Origin of the sequence: Chromobacterium haemolyticum DSM 19808 (assembly GCF_000711885.1) — a bacterium.
Lineage (GTDB): Bacteria > Pseudomonadota > Gammaproteobacteria > Burkholderiales > Chromobacteriaceae > Chromobacterium > Chromobacterium haemolyticum.
In genome coordinates this window covers 1-22540 of record NZ_JONK01000045.1, presented here as the reverse complement: position 1 = coordinate 22540, position 22540 = coordinate 1, and the positions used below count along the sequence as shown (strand labels likewise).

Below are 22540 nucleotides of genomic sequence, written 5' to 3'. Positions count from 1 at the left end.
CCTGACGGGACAGCAGGATGTGTTCGCGGGTTTGCGGCATCGGACCGTCAGCGGCCGAGCACACCAGGATAGCGCCGTCCATCTGGGCAGCACCGGTAATCATGTTCTTAACGTAGTCGGCGTGGCCCGGGCAGTCTACGTGAGCGTAGTGACGGGACTCGGTTTCGTATTCTACGTGAGCGGTATTAATGGTAATACCGCGAGCCTTCTCTTCCGGCGCGCTGTCGATCTGGGAGTAGTCTTTGGCTTCGCCACCGAACTTCTTCGACAGAATAGTGGTGATAGCAGCGGTCAGAGTGGTTTTACCATGGTCCACGTGACCGATGGTGCCGACGTTTACGTGCGGTTTAGTCCGCTCGAACTTTTCCTTAGCCATGGCAAAATTTCCTGGATACGAAACAACACAAAGTAAATGGTGGTGCCCATGGGCAGAATTGAACTGCCGACCTCTCCCTTACCAAGGGAGTGCTCTACCCCTGAGCTACATGGGCCCTTCAAACAGGCTACACGCTTGGAGCGGGTGAAGGGAATCGAACCCTCGTCGTAAGCTTGGAAGGCTTCTGCTCTACCATTGAGCTACACCCGCCTGCAACAACAACCTCGAGCAACTTTCGTCGCACACGCCAAGACGCTAAATTCTGGTGGAGGGAGAAGGATTCGAACCTTCGAAGGCTGAGCCGTCAGATTTACAGTCTGATCCCTTTGACCGCTCGGGAATCCCTCCTGAAAGAGACCCGAATATTATAGATAGCCCCGATGGCCGTCAACCGGTTTTTGCATTTTTTTCCAATTATTTTGCTGGCAAAAGCAAAGCGCCCCGGCAAGCCTGGGGCGCTTTCAATAAATTCAAAAGCTTAGCAGTTCACGCCTGCCCAGAAATCCGCAGATACTTCTGATGCAACGCCTCCTGCGTCTCCTCGTGAGACGGATCCAGGGGGATGCAATCGACCGGACAGACCTGCTGGCATTGCGGTTCGTCGTAGTGGCCAACGCACTGGGTGCACAGATTGGGGTCGATTTGATAGATTTCCTCACCCTGGGAAATCGCGTTATTGGGGCACTCCGGCTCACAGACGTCGCAGTTGATGCATTCGTCGGTAATCATCAAAGACATAGTAAATTCCTCAAGTATTCCACAGCATGAATTCTGTCACCCGACAGTCGGGCTCGCAAGTTCGCCCTGTTATATATTTATGAGAGCGCGGCGAACAAACCGCTCAGCCTGGCTCCACCGCCCGGCGCAACAAACCGTAATGCACCTGACCGGCCTTGGCCCGCTTCAGCACCTCCCAGCCCGGCAATTCCTCGGGCCAGCGGCGGCTCTCGATATATGCCAGACCGTCCTCGCTCATCACTTGAGCCAGCATAGGCAAAACCTGGGCCAGCAAATCGGAGTCAAACGGCGGGTCGACGAAAACGAGGTCAAAACGCTCCCGGCAGGCCTTCAGATACGCCAAGGCGTCGAACTGCGCCACATCGATGCTAGCAGCCGACAACAATTGCCGGTTGGCCTTTAGGGACTCGGCCACCGTGCGGGACTTCTCCACCATCACCACTCGACGCGCTTCGCGAGAAGCCGCCTCGAAGCCCAGCGCCCCGCTGCCGGCAAAGAGATCCAGACAGGATTTGCCGTACAGTTGCTGGCCCAACCAATTGAACAAGGTTTCCCGCACACGGTCCGGCGTTGGCCGCAAACCCTGAGCGTCGGGAAACGGCAATAGTCGGCGCCGATACTCGCCACCTATGATTCTGACCGTGTTACGCGACTGACTCATAATTCCAAGCTCAAAAAACAAGGGGCTGAGTGTAACCCGATCCGCGTCATCGCGCCTCATTGTCGCGCAAACCGGCCACTATCTGTCGCACCTCGCGCCACAAAAAACCATCTATTCCTTATATATAGATTTCAACGATCCCATAGCCCCACCCGCCTCTGCGCTGCAACAATTGGGTACGCATCTCCATTTGAGGATACAATTTAGCCATTTACCGAATTCTGCCGGCCTTAACGCATGTTTAGCTTCTTCAAAAGAAAACCCCAGTCCGAGCCCACGCCCCCGACAACAGTCCAAACGGAGCCTGCTGCCGACGCTCAAACCATCACCCCGCCCGAAGTGGCCGCTCCTGCCATCCAACAACCGGAAACACGCACGCCCGAGCAGCAGCACTCCTCGGCAGCACCCGCCGAAGCCGTCCCAGCCTCGACGCGCGCCGATACGCCGCCCGAGCCCCCTCAGGTTTCTCTGAAAAAAATGAGCTGGGCGGAACGGCTAAAAGCCGGCCTCTCAAAAACCCGCGACAAGCTGGGGAAATCCCTGGCTGGTCTGTTTGGCGGCGGCAAGATCGACGAAGAGTTGTACGAGGAACTGGAAACCGTTCTGCTCACCGCCGACATGGGGGTGGACGCCACGCAGCACCTGCTCGACGACGTGCGCGAGCGTGTTTCGCTGAAAGGGCTGAAGGATGCTTCTGAACTGAAAGACGCATTGAAAGGGTCGCTCAGCGATTTGATCTCGCCACTGGAAAAACCGCTGGACGTTAACGGCAAGAAGCCCTTCGTCATCATGATGGCCGGCGTCAACGGCGCCGGCAAGACTACATCGATAGGCAAGCTGGCCAAGTACTATCAAAGCCAGGGCAAGAGCGTGTTGTTGGCTGCCGGTGACACCTTCCGCGCCGCCGCGCGCGAACAGCTGATGGCCTGGGGCGAGCGCAACAACGTCACCGTGATCGCCCAACAAGGGGGCGACTCCGCCGCCGTTTGCTACGACGCGATTCAAGCCGCGGTCGCCCGCGGCATCGACATCGTGCTGGCAGACACCGCGGGCCGCCTGCCCACCCAACTGCACCTCATGGAAGAGATCAAGAAGGTGAAGCGGGTAATCCAAAAGGCTTTGCCGGACGCGCCGCATGAAATCATCCTGGTTCTGGACGCCAATATCGGCCAGAACGCCATCACTCAGGTCAAGACTTTTGACGACGCCCTCGGCCTGACCGGGCTAATCCTGAGCAAGCTGGACGGCACCGCCAAGGGCGGCGTAATCGCGGCCATCGCCAAGCAACGCCCCGTTCCGCTGCGCTTTGTCGGCGTGGGCGAAAGCATAGACGACCTGCGGCCGTTCAAGGCCAAGGACTACATCGACGCGCTGTTCGACTGAACGCATCAGCCATTGCAAGCTCTCACTCTTGCCGTCACCAGCTAACGCGGGAACAGAATAATGATCCAGTTCGACCAGGTCACCAAGCGCTACCCAGGTGGCAACGAAGCTCTGAAAAACCTGTCTTTCAACATTGATACCGGTGAGATGGTCTTTCTCGCCGGCCACTCCGGCGCAGGCAAATCCACCTTGCTCAAGCTCATCGCCGGCATAGAGCGCGCCACTGCGGGCGGCGTGGTGGTCAACGGCCAGAATCTGTCCAAGCTGCGCTCCAGCCAGATTCCCTACGTGCGCCAACACATCGGCCTTGTCTTTCAGGATCACAAGATCCTGTTCGATCGCAGTGTGTTCGACAATGTGATGCTGCCCTTGGACATTATCGGCTTTGACCGCCGCGACGCCGCCAAGCGCGTGCGCGCAGCGCTGGACAAGGTTGGTTTGCTCGGCAAGGAAAAGAGCATGCCGATCCGTCTGTCAGGCGGCGAACAACAGCGCCTGTGCATCGCCCGAGCCGTGGTGCACCGCCCGAGCATCCTGCTGGCCGACGAACCCTCGGCCAACCTGGATCGCGCTTATGCGCTGGACATCATGGAATTGTTCAAATCCTTCCACCAGGTGGGCGTCACGGTGCTCATCTCCGCTCACGATGAAACCCTGATGGAAGACTACGGCCGCCGAATCATTCGCCTGCGGGAAGGACAATTTGCCGCATGAAACATTATCTCTATCTGAACTGGCAAAGCGCCAAGCAAGCGCTGATCAAAATTTTGCGCCAACCTTTCGGCAGCTTTTTGACCTTGTTGATGCTGTCGCTGGCACTGGCCTTGCCGCTCTCGCTTTATTTGACCGTCAGCAGCGTGCAGGACTGGGTGGGCCGCTTGAGCGCCACGCCGCAAATCACCTTGTTCATGGAGCAATCGTCGGAAGAAGCGGATCTCGCCGCGGTCACTTCCACCTTAACCCATCACCCCAAGGTCAAGAGCTACAGCTTCGTCAGCAAGAACAAGGCGCTGGCGGACATGGAGAAACGCAACGGCCTGCCGGGTTTGGCCGATGGCCTGGACAGCAACCCGCTGCCGGACGCCTTCGTCGTCACGCCCAAGGCGCTGGAGCCCCGCGAACTGGAGATGCTGCAAAAGGAACTGTCCGGCCTGCCCATGGTGGAACAAGCGCAGTTCGACGCAGACTGGGCAAAGCGCCTGTACGGCATGGTGGAAATGGGCAAGCATCTGACCTGGTTCATGGGCATCGCCTTGGGACTGGCGCTGGTTCTGGTGACCAATAACGCAATCCGCATGCAGATCCTGGCGCGGCAGGACGAAATCGAGGTCTCTAAATTGATAGGCGCGCCGGACAGTTTCATCCGCCGCCCTTTCATGTACCACGCGATGTGGCAAGGCATCCTGGCTGGCTTGGCCGCTTGGGCGCTGACAGGCTGGTTGACCTCGGTCGCCAACCCGGCGATTCGCGAATTCGCCCAGTTGTACGGCGAACGGGTGGAGCTGCGCAATCTGAGCCCGGTCGAACTGGCCGTCGCCGTCGCCGTCTCCGCCCTACTGGCGATGCTAGGCGCCCGCCTCGCTTCCGACCATCATCTACGCAAGATAGAACCCAAATGAAACGCGGCCGCTTGCCAGCTCATGTAAGCGGCGCAACAACTGTTAATCAGAGCAGACAGCGTCGGCGCATCGGCTGCGTTACTATCGAGCCGATAGGAAAAATCATTGACGCTGGAACCTTTCATTGCTAGCACTCTCCATATACGAGTGCTAACATATCACTACCCAAGGAGGTAGTTATACAGATGACCACAACATTTGCTTTGCCCGTCCCGTCCACCAGCGGCAGCCTGGAGCAATACATCCAAGCTGTTAACAGCGTACCCATGCTGACGCCTGAGCAGGAAAACGAGCTTGCAACGCGCTTTCAGGAGCAAAACGACCTGGAAGCCGCGCGCCAGCTGGTGCTCTCGCACCTGCGCGTGGTGGTATCAATTTCCCGCGGCTACTCCGGTTACGGTTTGCCGCAAGCCGACTTGATTCAAGAAGGCAATATTGGCCTGATGAAGGCCGTCAAGCGCTTCGAACCCGATCGCGGCGTGCGCCTGTTCTCTTTTGCCGTGCACTGGATCAAGGCCGAGATTCACGAATTCATCCTACGCAACTGGCGCTTGGTGCGCATTGCCACCACCAAGCCTCAGCGTAAGTTGTTCTTTAATTTGCGCAGCATGAAGAGCAGTTTCTCCGCGCTGTCGGAAAACGAGGCCCGCCAAATCGCAGCCGATCTAGGCGTCAAGCCGGAAGAAGTCCGCGAAATGGAAACCCGTATGAGCGGCCAGGACGTCGCCTTGCTGGCTGACGACAATGACGACGACGGCTACGCGCCGATCGACTGGCTGGCGGACCATCACAATGAGCCAACCCGCGAGCTTGAACGCCGCGCGTTCGACCATCTGCAGACCGAAGGCCTGCAGCAGGCCTTGGCCACTCTGGACCCGCGCAGCCGCCGCATCGTTGAAGCGCGCTGGCTAGCCGACGACAGCGGCTCCACGCTGCATGAGCTGGCAGCCGAATTCGGCGTATCCGCTGAGCGTATCCGTCAGATTGAGGCCAAGGCACTGGGCAAGATGAAGACCGCGCTCAGTCAGGGCGTGGTGATCGAAGGCTGAACCCTTCCCCACTCAATAAAAAACCACAGGCCAAGGCCTGTGGTTTTTTTGTGTCCTATCATCGAAGGCGCTTATTCGGGCATGGCCTGGTACTTGGCCGGCAACTTGGCGTAAGCTGCGCGAGCCACCACGCGCAGAGGTTCCCATTCCGCCCTATCGTCATCCAGGGTATTCAGGAACACACCGGCGTAAGTCGGAAAAGAGGCCAGCGTCGTCCGCAGGGTCTGCTCCGCCTTAGCTTGTTTTCCGGCCAACACCTCTAGCTGCGCGCGTTTCAACATCACTTCCGGATAGGGACGGAATGCGGTTAGCCGGTTCTCCAGCGCCAATTTACGCTCTAGCTGCTCCGGCCCCACTTTCAAGTAGTCATCCACGGTGTAAAGCGCGTGGTAGGCGAATAGCGGTTTAGTGTCGGCGATCTCGATCAGCCGCTCCATTCTCGCAGCATCGCGCTTGGCATCATTAGTCGGCGTATAAAGGCCCACCAGCTCCCAGAACATCGACAGACTACTGATTGACAGCCAACCCACCCAAACCAGCGCCGCGAACAATGGCAGACGCAGCGGCCAAGCCAGCTGACGATCACCCCGCGGCGCCATAGCGGCGAAGATCACCAGCATCGCCAAGAAGTAGTAATACCACAGCGGATACTCGAGCATGCTGTGCGTCAGGGTCACCGCCAAGCAGCCCAAGGCCAACACCCCTTCCAGGGTGGCGCGACGACCAAAGAACGGCCACAGCACCCAGACAAAGCCGCCGACGACCAGCAAAGTGGCCACGCCCCCCATCTCGGCCAGCAATTGCAGGATCAGGTTATGGGAGTTGGTAAACAAACCGCTGTTGAAACCGGATGCGGCAAATTGCGGCAGCGGCTGCAAACGCACACTCTCCGCGGCAAACTGCGACCAACCCACCCCCGTCAGCGGATGCGACTGGAAGCTCAGCCATGCTTTATGCATTTCAGCGAAGCGCCGCGACCCCATATCATCGCCGTTCGCCGCCAAGCGGGCGAGACCGGAAGTGTTTTGCAAGTTTTCATGCGTCAGCCAGGAAATCAACTGATTGAACCAAGGCAGGGCGAACTGCATCGCCAACACTACCAGACAAGACAGCCACATCGCCCACAGCATCCGGCGTGATTCCGCACTGCCGATGCGCCAATGCCAGAGCGCCGCCAGCCCGGACAGGGCCACCAGGTACAACAGAATGGTGCGCGAACCCGCCCACCCCAGCATCAAAGCCAGGCCAAGCACGAGAATAGCCAAGCCCCAGCGTGGCAGCCGGTCAGCTGCATACAAGTACACCCCAGCCACCACCGACCACATCAAATAATGTGCGTATTGATTGCGTTGGCCGATATGACCAAAGATATTGCTGGTGGGGTGAGAGCCATCGTAGAACAAGCCCAGCTCCGCGGCGTAACCCGTCAGCTGAGCCACGCCTATCGCCGCCTGCACCAAGCCGCCAATGATCAAGGCCCAAGCCAACCAAACCGCAAACGGCCGCTCCCCCATTTCCTCGCGCAAAGACACGGTGACAGCCGCAAGCAAAGCGGCAGCCAGCCAGGCCAAGGCGGTGGCGTAATTCATCCCTGGGAACAGCGCATCCACCCAAAACGGCTGCCCTGCCCAGAGCAGCCCCATGCCCAGACACCACCAGGCGCTGCGCGGCATGCGCCGGAACAATCCCCCGCTGGGCAACAAGAAAACCGCCGCCGCCAGCAGCAGCCAGACCACATTGATTTCGCCAAACCACTGCGGCAACGGCACATAGTGAATGCGCGAGGCGAAAGGCAGGATGGCGATGAGGCATAGAGCCAGCATCGCCACGTATGTGGAAAATCTTTGAGCGCTCATATTACGGCTGTCGTTTGCTAGATGGAGGACGCAGGATACCGCAAGCACGCGCTCAAACAAACCGTATCCTGGTGGCGGTCAAAACAGCGGTTTGCGTGTAACGGGGGCGGTCACGGTCATCACTGCAGCCAACTGCGCGGCCTCACTATGAGGAGGGTGTTGGGCGTAGGCTTGAGCAGCAACCATAGCCAGCTGTCTCAGAGGGACAACTTGGGGACTATTTTGAGAGGCTAACATACCTACAAAACCATTCACATAGTCTGGATAATTAGCGATTGCCATCTTTAATGATTTATTCGCCCCCACCTCGTCGCCACCCAGAGCCCGCAATATCGCCAACTTGAGTAGCACATTAGGGTATGGACGGTAACGGGCCAGCATTTCAAAATGAGCAAGTTTTATATCCAGTTGTTCACTTGTAGGCACCATATAATTAGCCAATGCCATATCCACATCTCTTGCCCAGAATGGATTCCTTCCAATATTTGACAGACCCTCCAATCGAACAACATTATCTTTTTCATTTAATGACGGAGCACTATATTGAACAATCGTCCAAAAAGAATTTAATCCCACTAGAAAATATAACAAAAAACCCACTCCAAATAAAAATGACAATCCTTTCACAAACCTAGGGCGAAGCGAAACACTCCACTCACCACCTTTCACCAAAGCACAAATCAAAATAAACATAATTAAAAAAGGCATATACCACATGGGATACTCAAACATGCTATGCACTAAAATCACCACAAAAACACAACACAACCAAAGACTTTCTTTATGCTTCTTCACCTTCTTCAACAATCTAAAAAACAGATGACATAAACCCAACGCTACAGGAACAGTCCCAAATAAACCGGTCTCAGCCAGCAACTGGAAAAACAGGTTATGACTATGAGTAAAAAGCGAGCTCTCTGGTTGTTTAGGCAAACCGGAAAGCCATTCCATCTTTACCGTCTCTGCAGCAAACCCTCCCCATCCAACGCCAAACCATGGATGCCCCATAAAAACCAGCCACGCTTTTGTCCACTCAATCCGCCTCCGTGCCCCCAAGCCACCATCCATGATACGATCTGAGCCGCTAACAACATTAATAGGGAGGCCTACTTTACTTAGTAGCAGCATAATCTCGCTATTCAAAAGTTGAAAGCAAAACATCAATAGCGCCGCCCCCACTACAGCCCAAGCAAACGACTTTACCTCACTACGGCCTTTTCCATCATCCGCCAAGCTTCGATACCAGTACCACACCAACATCAAGGTCAACAACATATAAGCCAAGGGCAAACGAGCTCCAGACCAAGAAATTGCCAAAATCACTGGCAGCAAAAAAAGTAAAACGAATCTGTATCGCATGCGACCTATCGCATACAAATAACAAGCTGACAGAACCCCCCAAAAAAGGAAATGCGCATACTGATTCCGCTGCGCAACATTTCCAACCACCTCTAAAGAGCTTGGACTATAAACAATAAGCCCATAAAAATACTGACCCATCCTTAACGCCTGAAAAATACCAACAAAAGATTGCAGCAGCGCGAATACAACAACAACCTTAGCTAGCACCTCAATCAAAGAATTAATATCAGACGACTTCAAACAGCTCCGCAGCAACACAACAAACAAAACCAAACCAACAAAAACAATAGCAAGCTGACTATAGAAAACTGATTGCAACATCACTATAGCAACAACTAACAAAACCAATTCAAGCCAGGAAACGTATACTTTTTCCAATTTTAAAAAACATAAGCAGAGCATGGCCAAACCAAGCAATGCAAATGCAGAAGCATCTGACACCCAATCAGGCAGTGGCGCATAACGCAACCAGCTCATGAACGGTAAAGAGATCGCCAATGCTGTCAAAAAAAATGAAAGCAATTTTATGTTTTTATCCATAGCAAAAAGGGTGCCGAATGGCACCCCCCTTTGATGCAAGTTTTTTTAGTATCAGTTGCCGGCACGGCAGTTAGCTGGAAGCCATTGAGGGCTAAGTGCACTAGTACCGGAAGCTCCGCACGTCCAAGTAATCGAACCACCTGATGCAACAGGGGTCAGTGTCAATTGATTCTTGTTAGCATCAATCAATGTGGTGCTATAGGTAACCGTAATTACACCGCTCGTACCAACTTGCACATTGGTTACCGAGTTACCACTGATCGTTGCCTGCAGACCAGCAGATGTATTAGATCCCGGAAAAGAGCCATTTGAGGCATAAAATTCAGCAACTGCTGTTTTTGCTGCAGAAGCCAAACTTAAGCCTTCTGAAACCCTGGCCCGCTTTGTGTAATCCTGATACGCGGGAATGGCAATTGCGGCCAGAATACCAATGATAGCTACCACTATCATCAGTTCGATAAGAGTAAAACCTTGTTGGGATTTTTGCATTACATGCTCCATTTAATGACAAGACGAAGGCACATATTGAGCATAAGCCGCACCGGTTGAGCACGACCAAGCAACAGTACCACCACTAGCTACAGGGGTAAAGATCACAGTCAGGCCTGAGACCACACTGCTATTAAACAACACAGTCACAGTGCTCACTCCACTACTGATTCCAACCTGCACATTACTGACATAATTTCCTGCCAAAGTATTCGGCAAACCCGCGCTAGCATTAGTGCTTGGCCAAGTATTGCCAGCCAGATAGTATTCTGAGACCGAGGTTTTGGCCTGATCCGCATAGGTCAAGCCTTCCGCCACTTTGGCTCGAATCACATAGTTCTGGTACGCTGGGATCGCAATCGCAGCCAAAATGCCGATAATAGCGACAACAATCATTAGTTCAATCAAAGTAAAACCAGCCTCCTTCCTCATCACTCGACTCCAGGGCTTGTTTTATAGAGAGCGGTTCATGCAGAAAGTATGCCAGCCCCTTCCCCACTCTCTTTCCTACTAATTCCGCTAGCCATAAATAGCGCAGCAGGTAGGAATGTGACGTTTTTGGGCAGTCCGCAGCCTTCTCCCTCCCTGTGATAGCATCAAACTCTTGATTTGAATACATAGAACAGAGATGAGCGATAACCAAACCTGGCTGCAGCGCAGCTTCAACACCGTCTGGCACCCTTGTACACAGATGAAGCGTCACGAGGCTTTGCCCATCGTCCCCATCGCCAGCGCGGACGGCGTATGGTTGAGCGACTTCGACGGCAAGCGCTATCTGGACGGGGTCAGTTCCTGGTGGGTCAATTTATTTGGCCATGGTCATCCGCGTATCAAGCAGGCGATCAAGCATCAGCTCGACACGCTGGAGCACGTGATGCTGGCTGGTTTTACGCATCAGCCCGTAGTGGAGTTGTCGGAGCGTCTGGCCACGCTCACCGGCTTGGCCCATGTGTTTTATGGGTCCGACGGCGCGAGCGCCACGGAAATTGCGCTCAAGATGAGCTTTCACTATTGGCGCAACCAAGGGCAAGCCGGCAAAACCCGCTTTATCAGCCTTGAAAACAGTTATCACGGTGAAACCGTGGGCGCCCTGGCCGTCACCGATGTTCCCTTGTTTTCCAGCACCTACGCCGGCTTGCTGAGGCCAGGCCTGCGCGCACCGTCACCTGACGCTCGCCGCGCACTGCCTGGCGAAAGCGCTGCTGATGTCGCACACAGAGCGGCCCAGGCGCTGGAAAACCAGCTCTCCAAGCATGCGGGAGAAGTCGCTGCGGTCATCGTGGAGCCCTTGGTGCAGGGCGCGGCCGGGATGGCGATATACGACCCGCTCTATCTGAGCGAGCTACGCCGACTGTGCGACCAATACCAAGTACACTTGATCGCGGATGAAATCGCCGTCGGCTTTGGCCGGACCGGCAGCCTGTTCGCCTACCAGCAAGCCGACATCATGCCGGACTTCCTCTGTCTGTCCAAAGGCATCACCGGCGGTTTCCTGCCGCTTTCCTGCGTGTTGACCAGCAGCCCGATTTATCAGGCCTTCTACCACGATGATGTCACTCGCGGTTTCTTGCATTCACACAGCTATACCGGCAATGCGCTGGCATGCGCCGCGGCGCTGTCGGTTCTGGATATCTTCGCGGAGGAGGATGTCCTGGCCGTTAATGCCGCTAAAGCCCAGCGTTTCAATACGATGATGGCGGGCTTGCAAGCTCGCCCGGACGTCAGGAACTTCCGCCACAAGGGCATGATCTGGGCTTTCGAGGTCGACACTTCCCGCGCCGACTTCGCCCAAGCCTGTTTTGCCGCGATGCTGCGCCGAAGTTGCCTGTTGCGCCCCATCGGCAACACCGTGTATTTCATGCCCCCCTATACGATCACCGATGAGGAGATGGCCTTTCTGATCGCCGCCACCGAAGCCACTCTGGAGGAACTGGCGCGCGCATCCAACACCGCCGACGGCCAAAGCATCGCTTTGCCATGATCCGCCTTGCCATGGTGGGGTGAGTGCCCATAGCATGGAAACGGCACAATTTACATTGTGAATCGCCTTGCATGCCGCCGCCCACCCTGCCAGAACAAACTATGGATCCTCTGCTGATAGATACTCAACCGGATAGTGTGGCGGCATGGCTGGAGCGGCTGCCTTTCACCGATCTGCCCGAATGCGGACGCTTATTGAGCCAGTCCATGCAAAACCTGTCCCGAGTTCCACTGGACAGCCATTTGCGCCACAAGCTCCTGAAGTTGTATCTGAAAGCGGTGGATCGCTATTACCCGCTGCTGGAAAACGAGATTCGCCAACACGACAGTTTAGGGACGCCAAAGGTACGCCAGCTGGCCTTGCTGAGCGTCGAGCTGTTCGCTCTGATTTTCATCACTTTCAAACAGACTCTGCACGACCGCCTTGCCAAACGCGGTCTGCTTGATCGCGAGCACCCTAAAATCGAGCTGATGGCCTACACCATGATGGCGGCGCGCCAGCTACTGAGCATCAGCCAGCAATGCTATAGTCCGATCACCCCGGACTTTTGGTACGACTGCCACCAGTTGCATGTCTTCGCCAGCGGCCACGGCTGGCAAGACAAAGGTCTGGCCAACGATGACTCCATCCATACCATCTACTTGCAGATTCTATTGATGGGGCTGACCCCCAGTAACCGCCTCGCCCCCACCGAGCAAGCCTTATCGCGACAGCTGATCTTCGATCTAGCAGCCAAGGCCCAACTGATTCCGGTGGAGGCCTTGACCCAGCCAGTGCATGGCTATCTGGTGGATCAACAAATCGACTCTCCGCCGCGCTTTCTGCCGATTTCCGCAAGCAAATTGGGCCCTGGCTGCTTTCTGCTAGACCTGGAGCCGCTCAGAGACATCCTGGAGAAAAGCCGAGAGGCACTGCAAAAAGCGCAGAATAATCGCCAGCAAGGCCTGATGGTAGACGAATTGCAGTTGCTATCCTTGCTGGTGGAAGAATGGCATCAGCCCAAACGTCGCCGTCATCCGCGGCTCAAGACTCAAACCATCATCGAAATCGTCGCGGCACTGCCTGGCATCTGGTTCCACCGCAACGATCTGAGCTGGCAGTTGCCCGGCATCTCCACTGAAGAGGACACGCCTCGCCACCGGCCGCCGCCGCCGCCTTGCTTACTGGCCATATCCAATCAGAGCGATACCGGCTTGCTGCTGCACGGCCAACCGCGAGATCAATCCCTACGAGCAGGGGAACTGCTGCTGGTCACCCCGCCAAATCAGCCGGAGAACGCTAAGCTCGGCATCGCCCGCTGGGTTGCGCTTCGCTCGGATGGGCGGGAAATCGAATGCGGGGTGGAATTTATCGGCGGGCCGCCCCAGCCCGCGCTGGCCATGCCCAGCATTACGCATCCCGGCGATCACTTTCAGTTCGCCTTGCTGCTGTCCACGCCAGCGGGAATGCCCAGACTGCTGTTGATGGCTGGACGCCCGTATAGCCAGTTACGCGAATTCCGCCTACATGATGGCGAAGGGGAAAGCCTGATCCGGGTATCGCGTTTGCACACGCAGACTCCTCTGTTCCAAATCATGGAATACCGCGATAGCGAGCATTTCTGACTCAGATCAAGCTTTTATCTTGCCGCGGACCCTGCCGAATTGCGCGGTCCACATCAAAGCCCGTGTAATCAACAGGCTGCCGACACCATGATGGCGCCGCTTTGCCGCCATCGGATCTCCGTCCCGCCGGAGACGGTCCGGCATGCTCTTTTTCGGGTAAACTCCCCCGCATCTATCGTTTTGACTCATGGAGTTTTGGATGCGCTCGGTTATTCACGCCGCGGACCGGATTGTGGTCAAAGTCGGCTCCAGTCTCGTCACCAATGACGGCAAGGGCCTGGATATGGCGGCGCTCAATCGCTGGGCGGCGGAAATCGCCGAATTGAAACGGCGCGGCAAACAGGTGGTGCTGGTTTCCAGCGGCGCGATTGCCGAAGGCTGCCAACGACTGGGCTGGACCGTGCGCCCCAAGGGCGTGCATGAATTGCAGGCCGCCGCCGCAGTGGGCCAGATGGGCCTGTGCCAGGCGTATGAAACCGCCTTTCGCGGCTTTGGCTTGCAGACCGCGCAAATCCTGCTGACCCATGAGGACTTGGCTGACCGCACCCGCTATCTGAACGCCCGCTCCACGTTGACGAGCCTGTTGAACCTGAACGCGGTGCCCATCATCAATGAAAACGACACCGTGGTCACCGATGAAATTCGCTTCGGCGACAACGACACCCTGGGCGCGCTGGTCACCAATCTGATCGAGGCCGACGCGCTGATCATTCTCACTGATCAGCAAGGCCTGTACAGCGCGGACCCTCGCAAACACCCCGACGCGGAATTCATCCATGAAGCCATTGCCGGCGAGCCACGATTGGAAGAAATGGCCGGCGGCGCCGGCTCCAGCGTGGGCACCGGCGGCATGATCACCAAGATTCTCGCCGCCAAGCGCGCGGCGCGCAGCGGCGCGGCCACCGTGATCGCCTGCGGCCGCGAGCATCAGGTGCTGTCGCGCTTGGCGGACGGCGAGGGCATAGGCACCCAGTTGCTGCCGCCCACCAACCGCATGGCGGCGCGCAAGCAATGGTTGGCCGATCATTTGAAATTATCCGGACGCCTGGTTCTGGACGCCGGCGCGGCGCAGGCGGTGCGGGAGCGCGGCACCAGTTTGTTGCCCATCGGCGTTTGCGCGGTGGAAGGCGATTTTCTCCGCGGCGAGGCGGTGGCCTGCGTCGATCAAGAAGGCAAGGAAGTCGCGCGCGGCCTGGTCAACTACAGCTCCAGCGAAGCGCGCACCATCATGCAGAAGCCCACCCGGGAGATTGAAGCCGCACTCGGCTATATGATCGAACCGGAACTGATCCATCGCGACAATATGGTCGCTTTATAACAAATGCGGCAGCGCCTCGACGCCTCCGCTACGTCTTCGTTTTTCCATTCCATTCTTTGAACTAAAGGATTCACGCGTATGAAAAAGCTGGCCCTTTCGGCGCTTCTGGCTCTGACCTGGGGCTCGGCAATGGCCGAGGACGTACTCCATATCTATAACTGGAACAACGCCTTATCCGCAGATACCGCCAAGCGTTTTGAACAATCGTGCAAATGCCGGCTGGTGCAGGACTATTACGGGGACAATGAGGAGATGCTGGCCAAGCTGGCCGCCGGCGCCAAAGGCTACGATATGGTCTTCCCCACCGCCTTCGCCGTCAGCACTCTGATCAAGCAGGGCAAAACCCAGCCGCTGAACAAGGCGCAGTTGCCCAACTGGAAGAACCTCAATTCAGGCTACCTGAAGCTGAACGCGCCGTTCGATGCCGGCAACAAGGTGGCAGCGCCCACCGTTGTGTCGCTGACCTTGCTCGGCTACAACGAAACCCAGTTGCAAAAAGCCGGCGTGTTGCCGCAGGCCAACAGCTGGGCCTTGATCTTCGACCCGGCGGTGCTGGCAAAAATCAAGGGCCGGGTCACCGTACTGGACTCGCAGCGCGAGCTGATGTCCGCCGCCCTGCTCTATCTGGGCAAGGATGCCAATTCCACCCATCCCGCCGATTGGAAAGCCGCTGCCGAAGTGATCCGCAAGGCCAAGCCCTACTGGGCCGCCTTCAACAACCAGAGCTACATCAAGGAACTGACCGTAGGCAATATCTGGGTGGCCCACGGCTATTCCAACGATTTGTTCCAAGCGCAACAGGACGCGCAGCACGCCAAACGACCGTTCAAACTGAGCTACCAGCCACAGAAGGAAGGCAATATCCTGGCGGTGGACAATATGGTGATTCTGAAGGATGCTCCGCGGCCGGACTTAGCGCACCGCTTCATCAACTTCATGCTGGATGGCAAGAACGCCGCCGAAATCTCCAATCAGATCGGCGCGACCAACCCGGTCAAAGCGGCCGAGGCGTTCTTCAAACCGCAGATCAAGGCCAATCCGGTGATCATGCTGGAGCCGGCCAAGGGCAAGTACGTGGCGCTGAAAGATCTGGACGTGAAATCCCGCCGCGATTTGAACCGCCTGTGGTCGCAGATCAAGATCGGCCGCTGAGCCAGGCCCCGTTTCAACGAAAAATCCCGACCACGGTCGGGATTTTTTCATTCTTCGGGAGGCCGCTCTCCTTTACGCATCTCCACCGCCTTCATGATTACATAGGCCAGCATTGCGCACAGGAAGAACAACAACATAACCCAAGCAATCGAGCGCAGCGTATCGATGAAAGTGTTGAACAACTCCAGCAACCATCGTTCGCCGGTCAGCTCCATCACGGTGCTGCCCTTGCCCGCGGCCGGCGGCAAGTACTTCTCCAGCGACCACTGCCGCACCCCGCCGGAAACGCCGGTGACCACGATGGCGAAGAAGATGTACTTGCGCCAGGCGTCCGTCAAATCACGCCCCAGGACCCGCGCTAGAATCTTGTTGACCGCCGGATCGAAAAACCGCGCGGTGAATATCGAAGTGGCGATCGCCACCGCCAAGGTCAGGCCGAACAAAGCGTAAAACATAATCATCCCCCGCCGCAGCGGAATGCGTGAAAGTCAGAATTGTACGCCTGCGCGCCGGCGCAGGCGATCAGCGGATGGCCATGCGGATGCTCACAAGCGACAAGGCCGGGGCTCTGCGCGTCAATCTCTCAACGGCAAGCCAAAGTGCTGATAAGCCAGCGCCGTCGCCATCCGACCGCGCGGTGTGCGCTGCAGATAGCCTTGCTGGATCAGGAAGGGTTCGATCACGTCCTCGATGGTGTCGGTGGACTCGCCGATGGCTGCCGCGACATTGTCCAAGCCCACCGGCCCGCCGGAGAACTTCTCCAAAATGGCTTGCAGCAGCTTGCGGTCCATCACGTCCAGGCCGGCCGGGTCCACGTCCAGCATCGCCAGCGCGGCGTCCGCCACCTGGGAGCTGACCACGCCGTCGGCCCGGACTTCGGCGTAATCACGCACCCGGCGCAGCAGCCGGTTGGCGATGCGCGGCGTGCCGCGGCTGCGGCGCGCCACTTCGAACGCGCCGTCGTCGGCCAGTTTGACGTTCAACAAGCCAGCGGAACGGTTGACGATGCGGGTCAGTTCCTCAGCGTTGTAAAACTCCAGCCGCGCGACGATGCCAAAGCGGTCGCGCAGCGGATTGGTGAGCATGCCGGCACGGGTAGTGGCGCCCACCAGAGTAAACGGCGGCAGATCGATCTTGACTGAACGCGCCGCTGGCCCCTCGCCTATCATGATGTCGATCTGATAATCCTCCAAGGCCGGATAAAGGATTTCCTCCACCACGGGGCTCAGCCGGTGAATCTCATCGATGAACAGCACATCGTGCGGCTCCAGATTAGTCAGCAGCGCCGCCAAATCCCCGGCCCGCTCCAACACAGGTCCGGAGGTCTGCCGCAGATTGACGCCCATTTCGCGGGCCACGATATGCGCCAAGGTAGTCTTGCCCAGCCCAGGCGGGCCGAACAGCAGCACGTGGTCCAGCGCTTCGCTGCGGCGCTTGGCCGCCTCGATGAAGATTTCCAGCTGTTCGCGCGCTTTTTTCTGACCAACGTACTCGTCCAACAGTTTGGGCCGCAAAGCGCGCTCCAGCGCCTCCTCCTGGCTGGACAGGCTTTGCTGGGTGACGATGCGGGGCTCGGGCGCGCCGCCGTACAGGTTGTCGGTTTCAATCATGGTGTCAGCCGCCGGCCAAAAAAACGAATGCCCAATCTTACCACCGCGCTATAATCGCCGCTGGCCCGCCCATCGCGGCGAGCCAACGCAACGTCTTCAGGGCGGGGTGCAATTCCCCACCGGCGGTATGATCGCAAGATCGAGCCCGCGAGCGCTTCCGCTTCCCGGCGGAAGGTCAGCAGATCTGGTGACAGGCCAGAGCCGACGGTAATAGTCCGGATGAGAGAAGACAACATAGCCGCCTGCCGCGCTACGCGCGCCCGCGGCGTGTTCGCTGCGCGCCTGCGCGCGCGGGTTGGCTTGCGCCGGCCCTTTCACGCCCTGGAACCTGTTTCTCAAACGACCCGAGGACCGTTTCCATGAGTATCGCCACACATCCCGACACCTTGTCCCAACGCGTCGAAACGGCGCTGAGCGCCTTGCGCCGCGGCTTGCCTGTCATCGTTCCAGACGACCACGACCGCGAAGACGAAGCCGACCTGATTCTAGCCGCCGATACGCTGAGCGAAACCGAGATGGCGCGTCTGATCCGCGATTGCAGCGGCATCGTCTGTCTGTGCCTGACCGCCGAGCACGCCGCACGGCTGCAATTGCCTGCGATGACCCAACGCAACGGCAGCCGCTACGGCACCGCCTTCACCGTCAGCATCGAAGCCGCGCAGGGCGTATCCACCGGCGTATCCGCCGCCGACCGGGTGCGTACTATTCAGGCAGCCGTCCACCCGCAAGCGCAGGCAGGGGACGTGGTCAGTCCCGGCCATGTCTTTCCGCTGGTGGCTGCAGAAGGCGGCGTGCAGAGCCGCCGCGGCCACACCGAGGCCGCTGTGGAGCTAGCGCGGCTGGCCGGCTTCCAACCCGCCGGCGTGTTGTGCGAGCTGATGAACCCGGACGGCAGCATGATGCGCGGCCCACAAATCGCGGATTACGCGCGGCGGCACGCGCTGCCCATTTTGAGCGTGGCTGAGCTGGCCGAATGGATTTCCACACAGAACTTAGCCGCCTCCCCGCTGTCTGCTTGATCTTTGCCCTTAGCCGCGGGCTAACGCCCGCGGCGACGCCGCCGACCCCATCATGCTTCGTTTCATTTCTTTCCGCAGCCTGCTGCTGGCCAGCTTTCTGATCGTCGCCGTCGTGCCCTCGGCTGTGCTGATCCAGCTGCGCAACGAGTTGGGACACGCCGCCTCCACGCTGCGCTCGCATCAGGAACAAGCCAAGGAGTGGCTGGACGCCAACCGCGTATCGCGCGAACAATCCATTCAATTCGAACGCGCTACCCGCCAGGCCCAGATCCTGAAAGACCGCGCGCTGGCCAAAACCGCCGCCAGCGCCTGGCAGGAGATCGAACTGGCGCAACGCAAGTTGCAACGCGACGACGACGAGTTGACGCTAAGCGCCCGGGCCATTCTGGCGATCCAGCCGCAGCTCCAGGCCCTGCCCGCGCCCGCAGGCGCGCAACGCGACCGTTTGTTCCGCCAGCTGGACCTGCACCTGACGGCGCAGGGCCAGTTGATCAACCGCCAACTGGAACAGAGCCAGCGTCAATGGCAGGATTCGATCACCGAGATGCGCCGCACCGCCGACCGTCTGGCCTGGTTGTCGCTAGCCTCCGCGCTGGCGCTGGCGCTGGCGATGACCTTGTTGATCAGTTGGCCGCTACGCAAGCTGCAAGCCAAGATCGCGCGGATGAGCGATGGCGCGCGGCTGCAGGACTGGCGCCAGTCCGGCCCCGCCGACCTGCAGCGACTGGCCCGCGAGCTGACCCAACTGGACCGCCGGCTGGCGGCGCTGGAAGAACAGAAAGGCCGTTTCTTCCGTCAGGCCTCTCATGAGCTGAAAACCCCGCTGGCCGCCATCCATGAGGCCGCCGCGCTATTGCGTGAAGAAGTGATAGGACGGCTATCCGCCCAACAACAGGAAATCGTAGCCATCCTGCAAAACAATGCGCAGACCCTGCGCCAACGCGTGGAAGCCTTATTGCGCTATGATGCCGGCCAATGGCTGTCCGAGACGCTAACCGTGGAAACCTTCGATCTGCCGGCGCTGATTACGGAACGGTTGCAGGTCTGTCGTCCTCTACTGCAAGCCAAACGTCTCGCCGCCGAAGTCCAGGGCGACGCGGAGCGGGTCAACGGCGACCGCTCTAAAGTAGAGACCATTCTGGACAACCTATTAATCAACGCCATTCGCCACAGCCCCGCCGGCAGCGCCTTGAACATCCGCCACGGCCGCGATGGCGGCGGCGTCTGGCTGGAAATCAGCGATCAAGGCCCCGGCGTGCCGGAAGCCTATCGAGAAAAGATTTTCGAGCCGTTCTGGAGCGGTTCGCCGCCGCCGGACGAATTGCCCGGCACCGGGCTGGGCCTGGCGATGGCGCGCGGTTTCGCCCAATTGATGCGAGGCGAACTAACGCTGGAACCCACGCCCCAGAACGGCGCCTGCTTCCGCCTTCAGTGGCCGGAACCGGAGAATAAGACATGAAGACACTTTGCCTTTTGACCCTCAACACACGACGGCTGCTCTGGCTTTGCAGCCTGCTGGTCCTGAGCGCCTGCGCTCATCAGCGTCAGCCGGCCACCGCGCCGGCCGCGCCCATCATCCGTTGCCCGGACGCCAATCAAGTCCTGCTGCTGCTGAACCAGACGCGGGAAATCCAGGCACTGTCCCTGACCGGGCGGGAAAGCTGCGGCAGCAGCCGCTTGCTGTCTCTGCTCCAACAAGCGCAAACGGCGGAGAACCGAGCCGATACGCAAAAAATCCTGACTCAGTTGGAGAGCCTGCTCGCCAAGACCGACAACCTGGACCCGGCCAGCCTAGGTCTTGCGCGGCTGCAGCTCCAACAGTTTCAAGAGCGACGCAAGCTGGCGGAAGCGCTGGAGCGGCAACAGGCGCAGAACCGCGACCTGCAGAAACGCTACGACGATCTAAGCGGCAAGCTCAACGCCCTGCGCGAAGTCGAACGCGAACTCCAGCTGAAGCCCAGCAAAACCAAAGGAGGCCAGCCATGAGCGCCATCGCCCGCATCGTCTTGGTCGACGACGATCCCGACCTATTGCGCTTGCTCGGCTTGCGGCTCGGCGCCGCCGGCTACGAGGTTGAAGCGCTAAACAGCGCCGAGGCGGCGCTAAACGCGCTAGCGGCTCGCCGCGCCGACTTATTGCTGACGGACTGGCGCCTGCCCGGCATGGACGGTTTGGAGCTGTTTGAACAAGTCCGCCAGCGCTACCCTGCGATGCCGGTGATTTTACTGACCGCCCACGGCACGGTGCCGGACGCAGTGGAGGCGGTCAGCCGCGGCGTGTTCGGCTACCTGGTCAAACCCTTCGACGGCAAGGCACTGCTGGACAAGGTGGCCCAGGGCTTGTCGCTGGCGGGCCCTGGCCGCCCCGTCGACCAAGCCGCGGCCGACTGGCGCTCTGGTCTGGTCAGCCGCAGCCCGGTGATGGAGGAACTGCTAGCCGAGGCCCGCATGGTCGCAGCCACCGGCGCCAGCGTGCTCCTGCGCGGCGAAAGCGGTACCGGCAAGGAAGTGCTGGCCAAAGCCATTCACCTGGCCAGCCCGCGCGCGGGCCAACCTTTCATCGCGGTCAACTGCGGAGCGATTCCGGACAATCTGCTGGAAAGCGAGCTGTTCGGTCATGAAAAAGGCTCGTTCACCGGCGCCAACGCGCGCCAGACCGGCCTGATCCAACAGGCGGACGGCGGCACCCTATTCCTGGACGAGATCGGCGACATGCCGCCGCCTCTGCAGGTCAAATTGCTGCGCGTGCTACAGGAACGCGAAGTGCGTCCGGTCGGCGCGACCCGGGCGACCCCGGTGGATATCCGTCTGGTATCGGCCACGCATCGCGAGTTGGAAGCGCTGATCCAGGAAGGCAGCTTCCGAGAGGACTTGTTCTACCGCCTGAACGTGGTGTCGCTGCGCCTGCCGCCACTGGCCGAACGCCGCGAAGACATCCCTCTGCTGGCAGCTCATTTCCTGGAAAAAATCGCCACCCGCTATCAGAAAGCCGTCAGCGGTTTCGCCGCCGACGCGCTTGAATACCTGAGCGCCGCGCCTTGGCCGGGCAATATCCGACAATTGGCCAATGTGGTAGAACAATGCTGCGTGCTGACCACCGGCTCCCTGGTGACGCTGGCGCAAGTACAGAAAGCCGTCGCCAGCGAAGAAAGCGCCATCCCAACGCTGGCGGAAGCCAAGCGACAATTTGAACGCGACTACCTGGAACGCTTACTGCGGCTGACCGGAGGCAATGTCAGCGACGCCGCGCGACTGGCTGACCGCAACCGCACCGAGTTTTACCGCTTGCTGCAAAAACACGAACTGACGCCCGCCGCCTTCAAGCTGGAATAAGCGTGGCGACGCGACAGGCGTGATAAAAAAAGAAACGCCGCCAACACCTGTCGCCAATCGGCGACAGGTAAAATCAAAGCGAAATCAAAGCCCTACCCTTTTCCCCTTCCATCTTGTCGCCAAACAGCGACAGAATAGCCGCATCCTGCAAGCCAACTCCAGCCACAAAAAACACAAGACCCTGAAAAATAAGAAGAAATCAAAGCTGGCACGCCTTTTGCCATAGGGAGAGCGCAAATGATCGAAGCGCGACAGACTCAAGCGCAAGCGATGTGACTCACTCTCTCAAAAAGGTTAATCCCATGAAGAAATCCACTCTTGCCATTGCTCTGATGACTTCCCTGTTCACCGGCACCAGCTGGGCGGCTCAAGACGCCAGCGCCCCGGCCGAGCAGGCTCAACGCGCCACTGCAGCCAAAGGCGACGCCAGCGCTCCGGCCGAGCAAGCCCA

The 22540-nt window shown here is 58.4% G+C and carries 21 protein-coding genes, 3 tRNA genes and 1 riboswitch; of the genes, 12 read left to right on the top strand and 12 right to left on the bottom strand.

Annotation, left to right across the window (positions count from 1 at the left end):
• The 6 genes from BR71_RS18975 to rsmD form a co-directional block, all read right to left on the bottom strand.
• Nucleotides 1–376 (bottom strand): GTP-binding protein (locus tag BR71_RS18975; protein WP_043641228.1); only part of this gene is annotated, 376 nt, incomplete at its 3' end.
• A 40-nt stretch (nucleotides 377–416) separates the two neighbouring features.
• Nucleotides 417–491, bottom strand: a tRNA-Thr gene (locus tag BR71_RS18970).
• A 21-nt stretch (nucleotides 492–512) separates the two neighbouring features.
• Nucleotides 513–586, bottom strand: a tRNA-Gly gene (locus BR71_RS18965).
• 53 nt (nucleotides 587–639) lie between these two features.
• Nucleotides 640–724: transfer RNA gene (locus BR71_RS18960), tRNA-Tyr, on the bottom strand.
• A gap of 138 nt (nucleotides 725–862) precedes the next feature.
• Complete coding sequence (locus tag BR71_RS18955; RefSeq protein WP_019100314.1) at nucleotides 863–1114, bottom strand: YfhL family 4Fe-4S dicluster ferredoxin; 252 nt, start codon at nucleotides 1112–1114, stop codon at nucleotides 863–865.
• A 103-nt stretch (nucleotides 1115–1217) separates the two neighbouring features.
• Nucleotides 1218–1775, bottom strand: coding sequence for a 16S rRNA (guanine(966)-N(2))-methyltransferase RsmD (rsmD, locus tag BR71_RS18950; protein WP_043641225.1), 558 nt, complete (start codon nucleotides 1773–1775; stop codon nucleotides 1218–1220).
• A 237-nt stretch (nucleotides 1776–2012) separates the two neighbouring features.
• Between rsmD and ftsY the strand changes: the two genes are divergently transcribed.
• From ftsY to rpoH, 4 genes are all read left to right on the top strand, one after another.
• Nucleotides 2013–3158, top strand: a complete 1146-nt coding sequence (gene ftsY, locus BR71_RS18945) for a signal recognition particle-docking protein FtsY (RefSeq protein ID WP_043641222.1) — start codon at nucleotides 2013–2015, stop codon at nucleotides 3156–3158.
• 60 nt (nucleotides 3159–3218) lie between these two features.
• Nucleotides 3219–3872, top strand: a complete 654-nt coding sequence (gene ftsE, locus BR71_RS18940) for a cell division ATP-binding protein FtsE (protein ID WP_043592279.1) — start codon at nucleotides 3219–3221, stop codon at nucleotides 3870–3872.
• Nucleotides 3869–4777, top strand: a complete 909-nt coding sequence (gene ftsX / locus BR71_RS18935; protein WP_019102028.1) for a permease-like cell division protein FtsX — start codon at nucleotides 3869–3871, stop codon at nucleotides 4775–4777. The genes ftsE and ftsX overlap by 4 nt, the downstream gene beginning before the upstream one ends.
• 185 nt (nucleotides 4778–4962) lie before the next feature.
• Nucleotides 4963–5826 (top strand): RNA polymerase sigma factor RpoH, encoded by an 864-nt coding sequence (gene rpoH, locus BR71_RS18930; RefSeq protein WP_019102027.1) that lies wholly within the window; start codon nucleotides 4963–4965, stop codon nucleotides 5824–5826.
• Nucleotides 5827–5897: 71 nt separating this feature from the next.
• Here rpoH and BR71_RS18925 read toward each other — a convergent pair whose 3' ends face one another.
• The 4 genes from BR71_RS18925 to BR71_RS23785 all read right to left on the bottom strand — a co-directional run bounded on the left by BR71_RS18925 (nucleotide 5898) and on the right by BR71_RS23785 (nucleotide 10505).
• Nucleotides 5898–7682 carry a PglL family O-oligosaccharyltransferase gene (locus tag BR71_RS18925; protein WP_043641219.1) on the bottom strand — a complete coding sequence of 595 codons (1785 nt, stop codon included), beginning with the start codon at nucleotides 7680–7682 and terminating at the stop codon, nucleotides 5898–5900.
• Nucleotides 7683–7760: 78 nt separating this feature from the next.
• Nucleotides 7761–9608: a PglL family O-oligosaccharyltransferase gene (locus BR71_RS18920; protein ID WP_156039049.1), complete on the bottom strand. Its 1848-nt coding sequence runs from the start codon at nucleotides 9606–9608 to the stop codon at nucleotides 7761–7763.
• Between the two features lie 27 nt (nucleotides 9609–9635).
• Nucleotides 9636–10073, bottom strand: a complete 438-nt coding sequence (locus BR71_RS23790) for a pilin (RefSeq protein ID WP_043641214.1) — start codon at nucleotides 10071–10073, stop codon at nucleotides 9636–9638.
• A 12-nt stretch (nucleotides 10074–10085) separates the two neighbouring features.
• Entirely contained in the window at nucleotides 10086–10505 is a 420-nt protein-coding gene (locus BR71_RS23785) for a pilin (protein WP_043641212.1), read from the bottom strand.
• Between the two features lie 196 nt (nucleotides 10506–10701).
• Here BR71_RS23785 and BR71_RS18905 point away from each other — a divergent pair, with 196 nt between their 5' ends.
• The 4 genes from BR71_RS18905 to BR71_RS18890 all read left to right on the top strand — a co-directional run bounded on the left by BR71_RS18905 (nucleotide 10702) and on the right by BR71_RS18890 (nucleotide 16128).
• The gene (locus BR71_RS18905) at nucleotides 10702–12054 is read left to right on the top strand and encodes an adenosylmethionine--8-amino-7-oxononanoate transaminase (protein ID WP_043641210.1); all 1353 of its coding nucleotides are present in this window, start codon (nucleotides 10702–10704) and stop codon (nucleotides 12052–12054) included.
• 101 nt (nucleotides 12055–12155) lie between these two features.
• Nucleotides 12156–13658 (top strand): hypothetical protein, encoded by a 1503-nt coding sequence (locus tag BR71_RS18900; RefSeq protein ID WP_043641233.1) that lies wholly within the window; start codon nucleotides 12156–12158, stop codon nucleotides 13656–13658.
• Between the two features lie 199 nt (nucleotides 13659–13857).
• Nucleotides 13858–14976, top strand: coding sequence for a glutamate 5-kinase (gene proB / locus BR71_RS18895; RefSeq protein WP_019100517.1), 1119 nt, complete (start codon nucleotides 13858–13860; stop codon nucleotides 14974–14976).
• A gap of 78 nt (nucleotides 14977–15054) precedes the next feature.
• Nucleotides 15055–16128, top strand: a complete 1074-nt coding sequence (locus tag BR71_RS18890) for an ABC transporter substrate-binding protein (RefSeq protein ID WP_043641206.1) — start codon at nucleotides 15055–15057, stop codon at nucleotides 16126–16128.
• Nucleotides 16129–16175: 47 nt separating this feature from the next.
• Here the strand turns inward: BR71_RS18890 and BR71_RS18885 are convergent, their stop codons facing one another.
• Both BR71_RS18885 and ruvB read right to left on the bottom strand, forming a co-directional pair.
• On the bottom strand, nucleotides 16176–16583 hold the full coding sequence (locus tag BR71_RS18885) for a hypothetical protein (RefSeq protein ID WP_043641204.1): 408 nt from the start codon (nucleotides 16581–16583) through the stop codon (nucleotides 16176–16178).
• A gap of 120 nt (nucleotides 16584–16703) precedes the next feature.
• Nucleotides 16704–17738: a Holliday junction branch migration DNA helicase RuvB gene (gene ruvB / locus BR71_RS18880; RefSeq protein WP_043641201.1), complete on the bottom strand. Its 1035-nt coding sequence runs from the start codon at nucleotides 17736–17738 to the stop codon at nucleotides 16704–16706.
• A gap of 88 nt (nucleotides 17739–17826) precedes the next feature.
• Nucleotides 17827–17973, top strand: a riboswitch (FMN riboswitch).
• Between the two features lie 124 nt (nucleotides 17974–18097).
• Between ruvB and ribB the strand changes: the two genes are divergently transcribed.
• The 4 genes from ribB to BR71_RS18860 are packed head-to-tail and all read left to right on the top strand — an operon-like array spanning nucleotide 18098 to nucleotide 22089.
• The gene (gene ribB / locus BR71_RS18875) at nucleotides 18098–18757 is read left to right on the top strand and encodes a 3,4-dihydroxy-2-butanone-4-phosphate synthase (RefSeq protein ID WP_156039047.1); all 660 of its coding nucleotides are present in this window, start codon (nucleotides 18098–18100) and stop codon (nucleotides 18755–18757) included.
• 52 nt (nucleotides 18758–18809) lie between these two features.
• Complete coding sequence (locus tag BR71_RS18870) at nucleotides 18810–20216, top strand: ATP-binding protein (RefSeq protein ID WP_043641197.1); 1407 nt, start codon at nucleotides 18810–18812, stop codon at nucleotides 20214–20216.
• Nucleotides 20213–20743, top strand: coding sequence for a hypothetical protein (locus tag BR71_RS18865; protein WP_043641195.1), 531 nt, complete (start codon nucleotides 20213–20215; stop codon nucleotides 20741–20743). Before BR71_RS18870 ends, BR71_RS18865 begins: the two co-directional genes overlap by 4 nt.
• Complete coding sequence (locus BR71_RS18860; RefSeq protein ID WP_043641193.1) at nucleotides 20740–22089, top strand: sigma 54-interacting transcriptional regulator; 1350 nt, start codon at nucleotides 20740–20742, stop codon at nucleotides 22087–22089. Before BR71_RS18865 ends, BR71_RS18860 begins: the two co-directional genes overlap by 4 nt.
• Nucleotides 22090–22540: the final 451 nt, after the last annotated feature.

Coding starts and splice junctions, on each gene's coding strand:
- BR71_RS18955 (WP_019100314.1), bottom strand. CDS start 1,114: ATGTCTTTGATGATTACCGACGAATGCATCAACTGCGACGTCTGTGAG.
- rsmD (WP_043641225.1), bottom strand. CDS start 1,775: ATGAGTCAGTCGCGTAACACGGTCAGAATCATAGGTGGCGAGTATCGG.
- ftsY (WP_043641222.1), top strand. CDS start 2,013: ATGTTTAGCTTCTTCAAAAGAAAACCCCAGTCCGAGCCCACGCCCCCG.
- ftsE (WP_043592279.1), top strand. CDS start 3,219: ATGATCCAGTTCGACCAGGTCACCAAGCGCTACCCAGGTGGCAACGAA.
- ftsX (WP_019102028.1), top strand. CDS start 3,869: ATGAAACATTATCTCTATCTGAACTGGCAAAGCGCCAAGCAAGCGCTG.
- rpoH (WP_019102027.1), top strand. CDS start 4,963: ATGACCACAACATTTGCTTTGCCCGTCCCGTCCACCAGCGGCAGCCTG.
- BR71_RS18925 (WP_043641219.1), bottom strand. CDS start 7,682: ATGAGCGCTCAAAGATTTTCCACATACGTGGCGATGCTGGCTCTATGC.
- BR71_RS23790 (WP_043641214.1), bottom strand. CDS start 10,073: ATGCAAAAATCCCAACAAGGTTTTACTCTTATCGAACTGATGATAGTG.
- BR71_RS23785 (WP_043641212.1), bottom strand. CDS start 10,505: ATGAGGAAGGAGGCTGGTTTTACTTTGATTGAACTAATGATTGTTGTC.
- BR71_RS18905 (WP_043641210.1), top strand. CDS start 10,702: ATGAGCGATAACCAAACCTGGCTGCAGCGCAGCTTCAACACCGTCTGG.
- BR71_RS18900 (WP_043641233.1), top strand. CDS start 12,156: ATGGATCCTCTGCTGATAGATACTCAACCGGATAGTGTGGCGGCATGG.
- proB (WP_019100517.1), top strand. CDS start 13,858: ATGCGCTCGGTTATTCACGCCGCGGACCGGATTGTGGTCAAAGTCGGC.
- BR71_RS18890 (WP_043641206.1), top strand. CDS start 15,055: ATGAAAAAGCTGGCCCTTTCGGCGCTTCTGGCTCTGACCTGGGGCTCG.
- BR71_RS18885 (WP_043641204.1), bottom strand. CDS start 16,583: ATGTTTTACGCTTTGTTCGGCCTGACCTTGGCGGTGGCGATCGCCACT.
- ruvB (WP_043641201.1), bottom strand. CDS start 17,738: ATGATTGAAACCGACAACCTGTACGGCGGCGCGCCCGAGCCCCGCATC.
- ribB (WP_156039047.1), top strand. CDS start 18,098: ATGAGTATCGCCACACATCCCGACACCTTGTCCCAACGCGTCGAAACG.
- BR71_RS18870 (WP_043641197.1), top strand. CDS start 18,810: ATGCTTCGTTTCATTTCTTTCCGCAGCCTGCTGCTGGCCAGCTTTCTG.
- BR71_RS18865 (WP_043641195.1), top strand. CDS start 20,213: ATGAAGACACTTTGCCTTTTGACCCTCAACACACGACGGCTGCTCTGG.
- BR71_RS18860 (WP_043641193.1), top strand. CDS start 20,740: ATGAGCGCCATCGCCCGCATCGTCTTGGTCGACGACGATCCCGACCTA.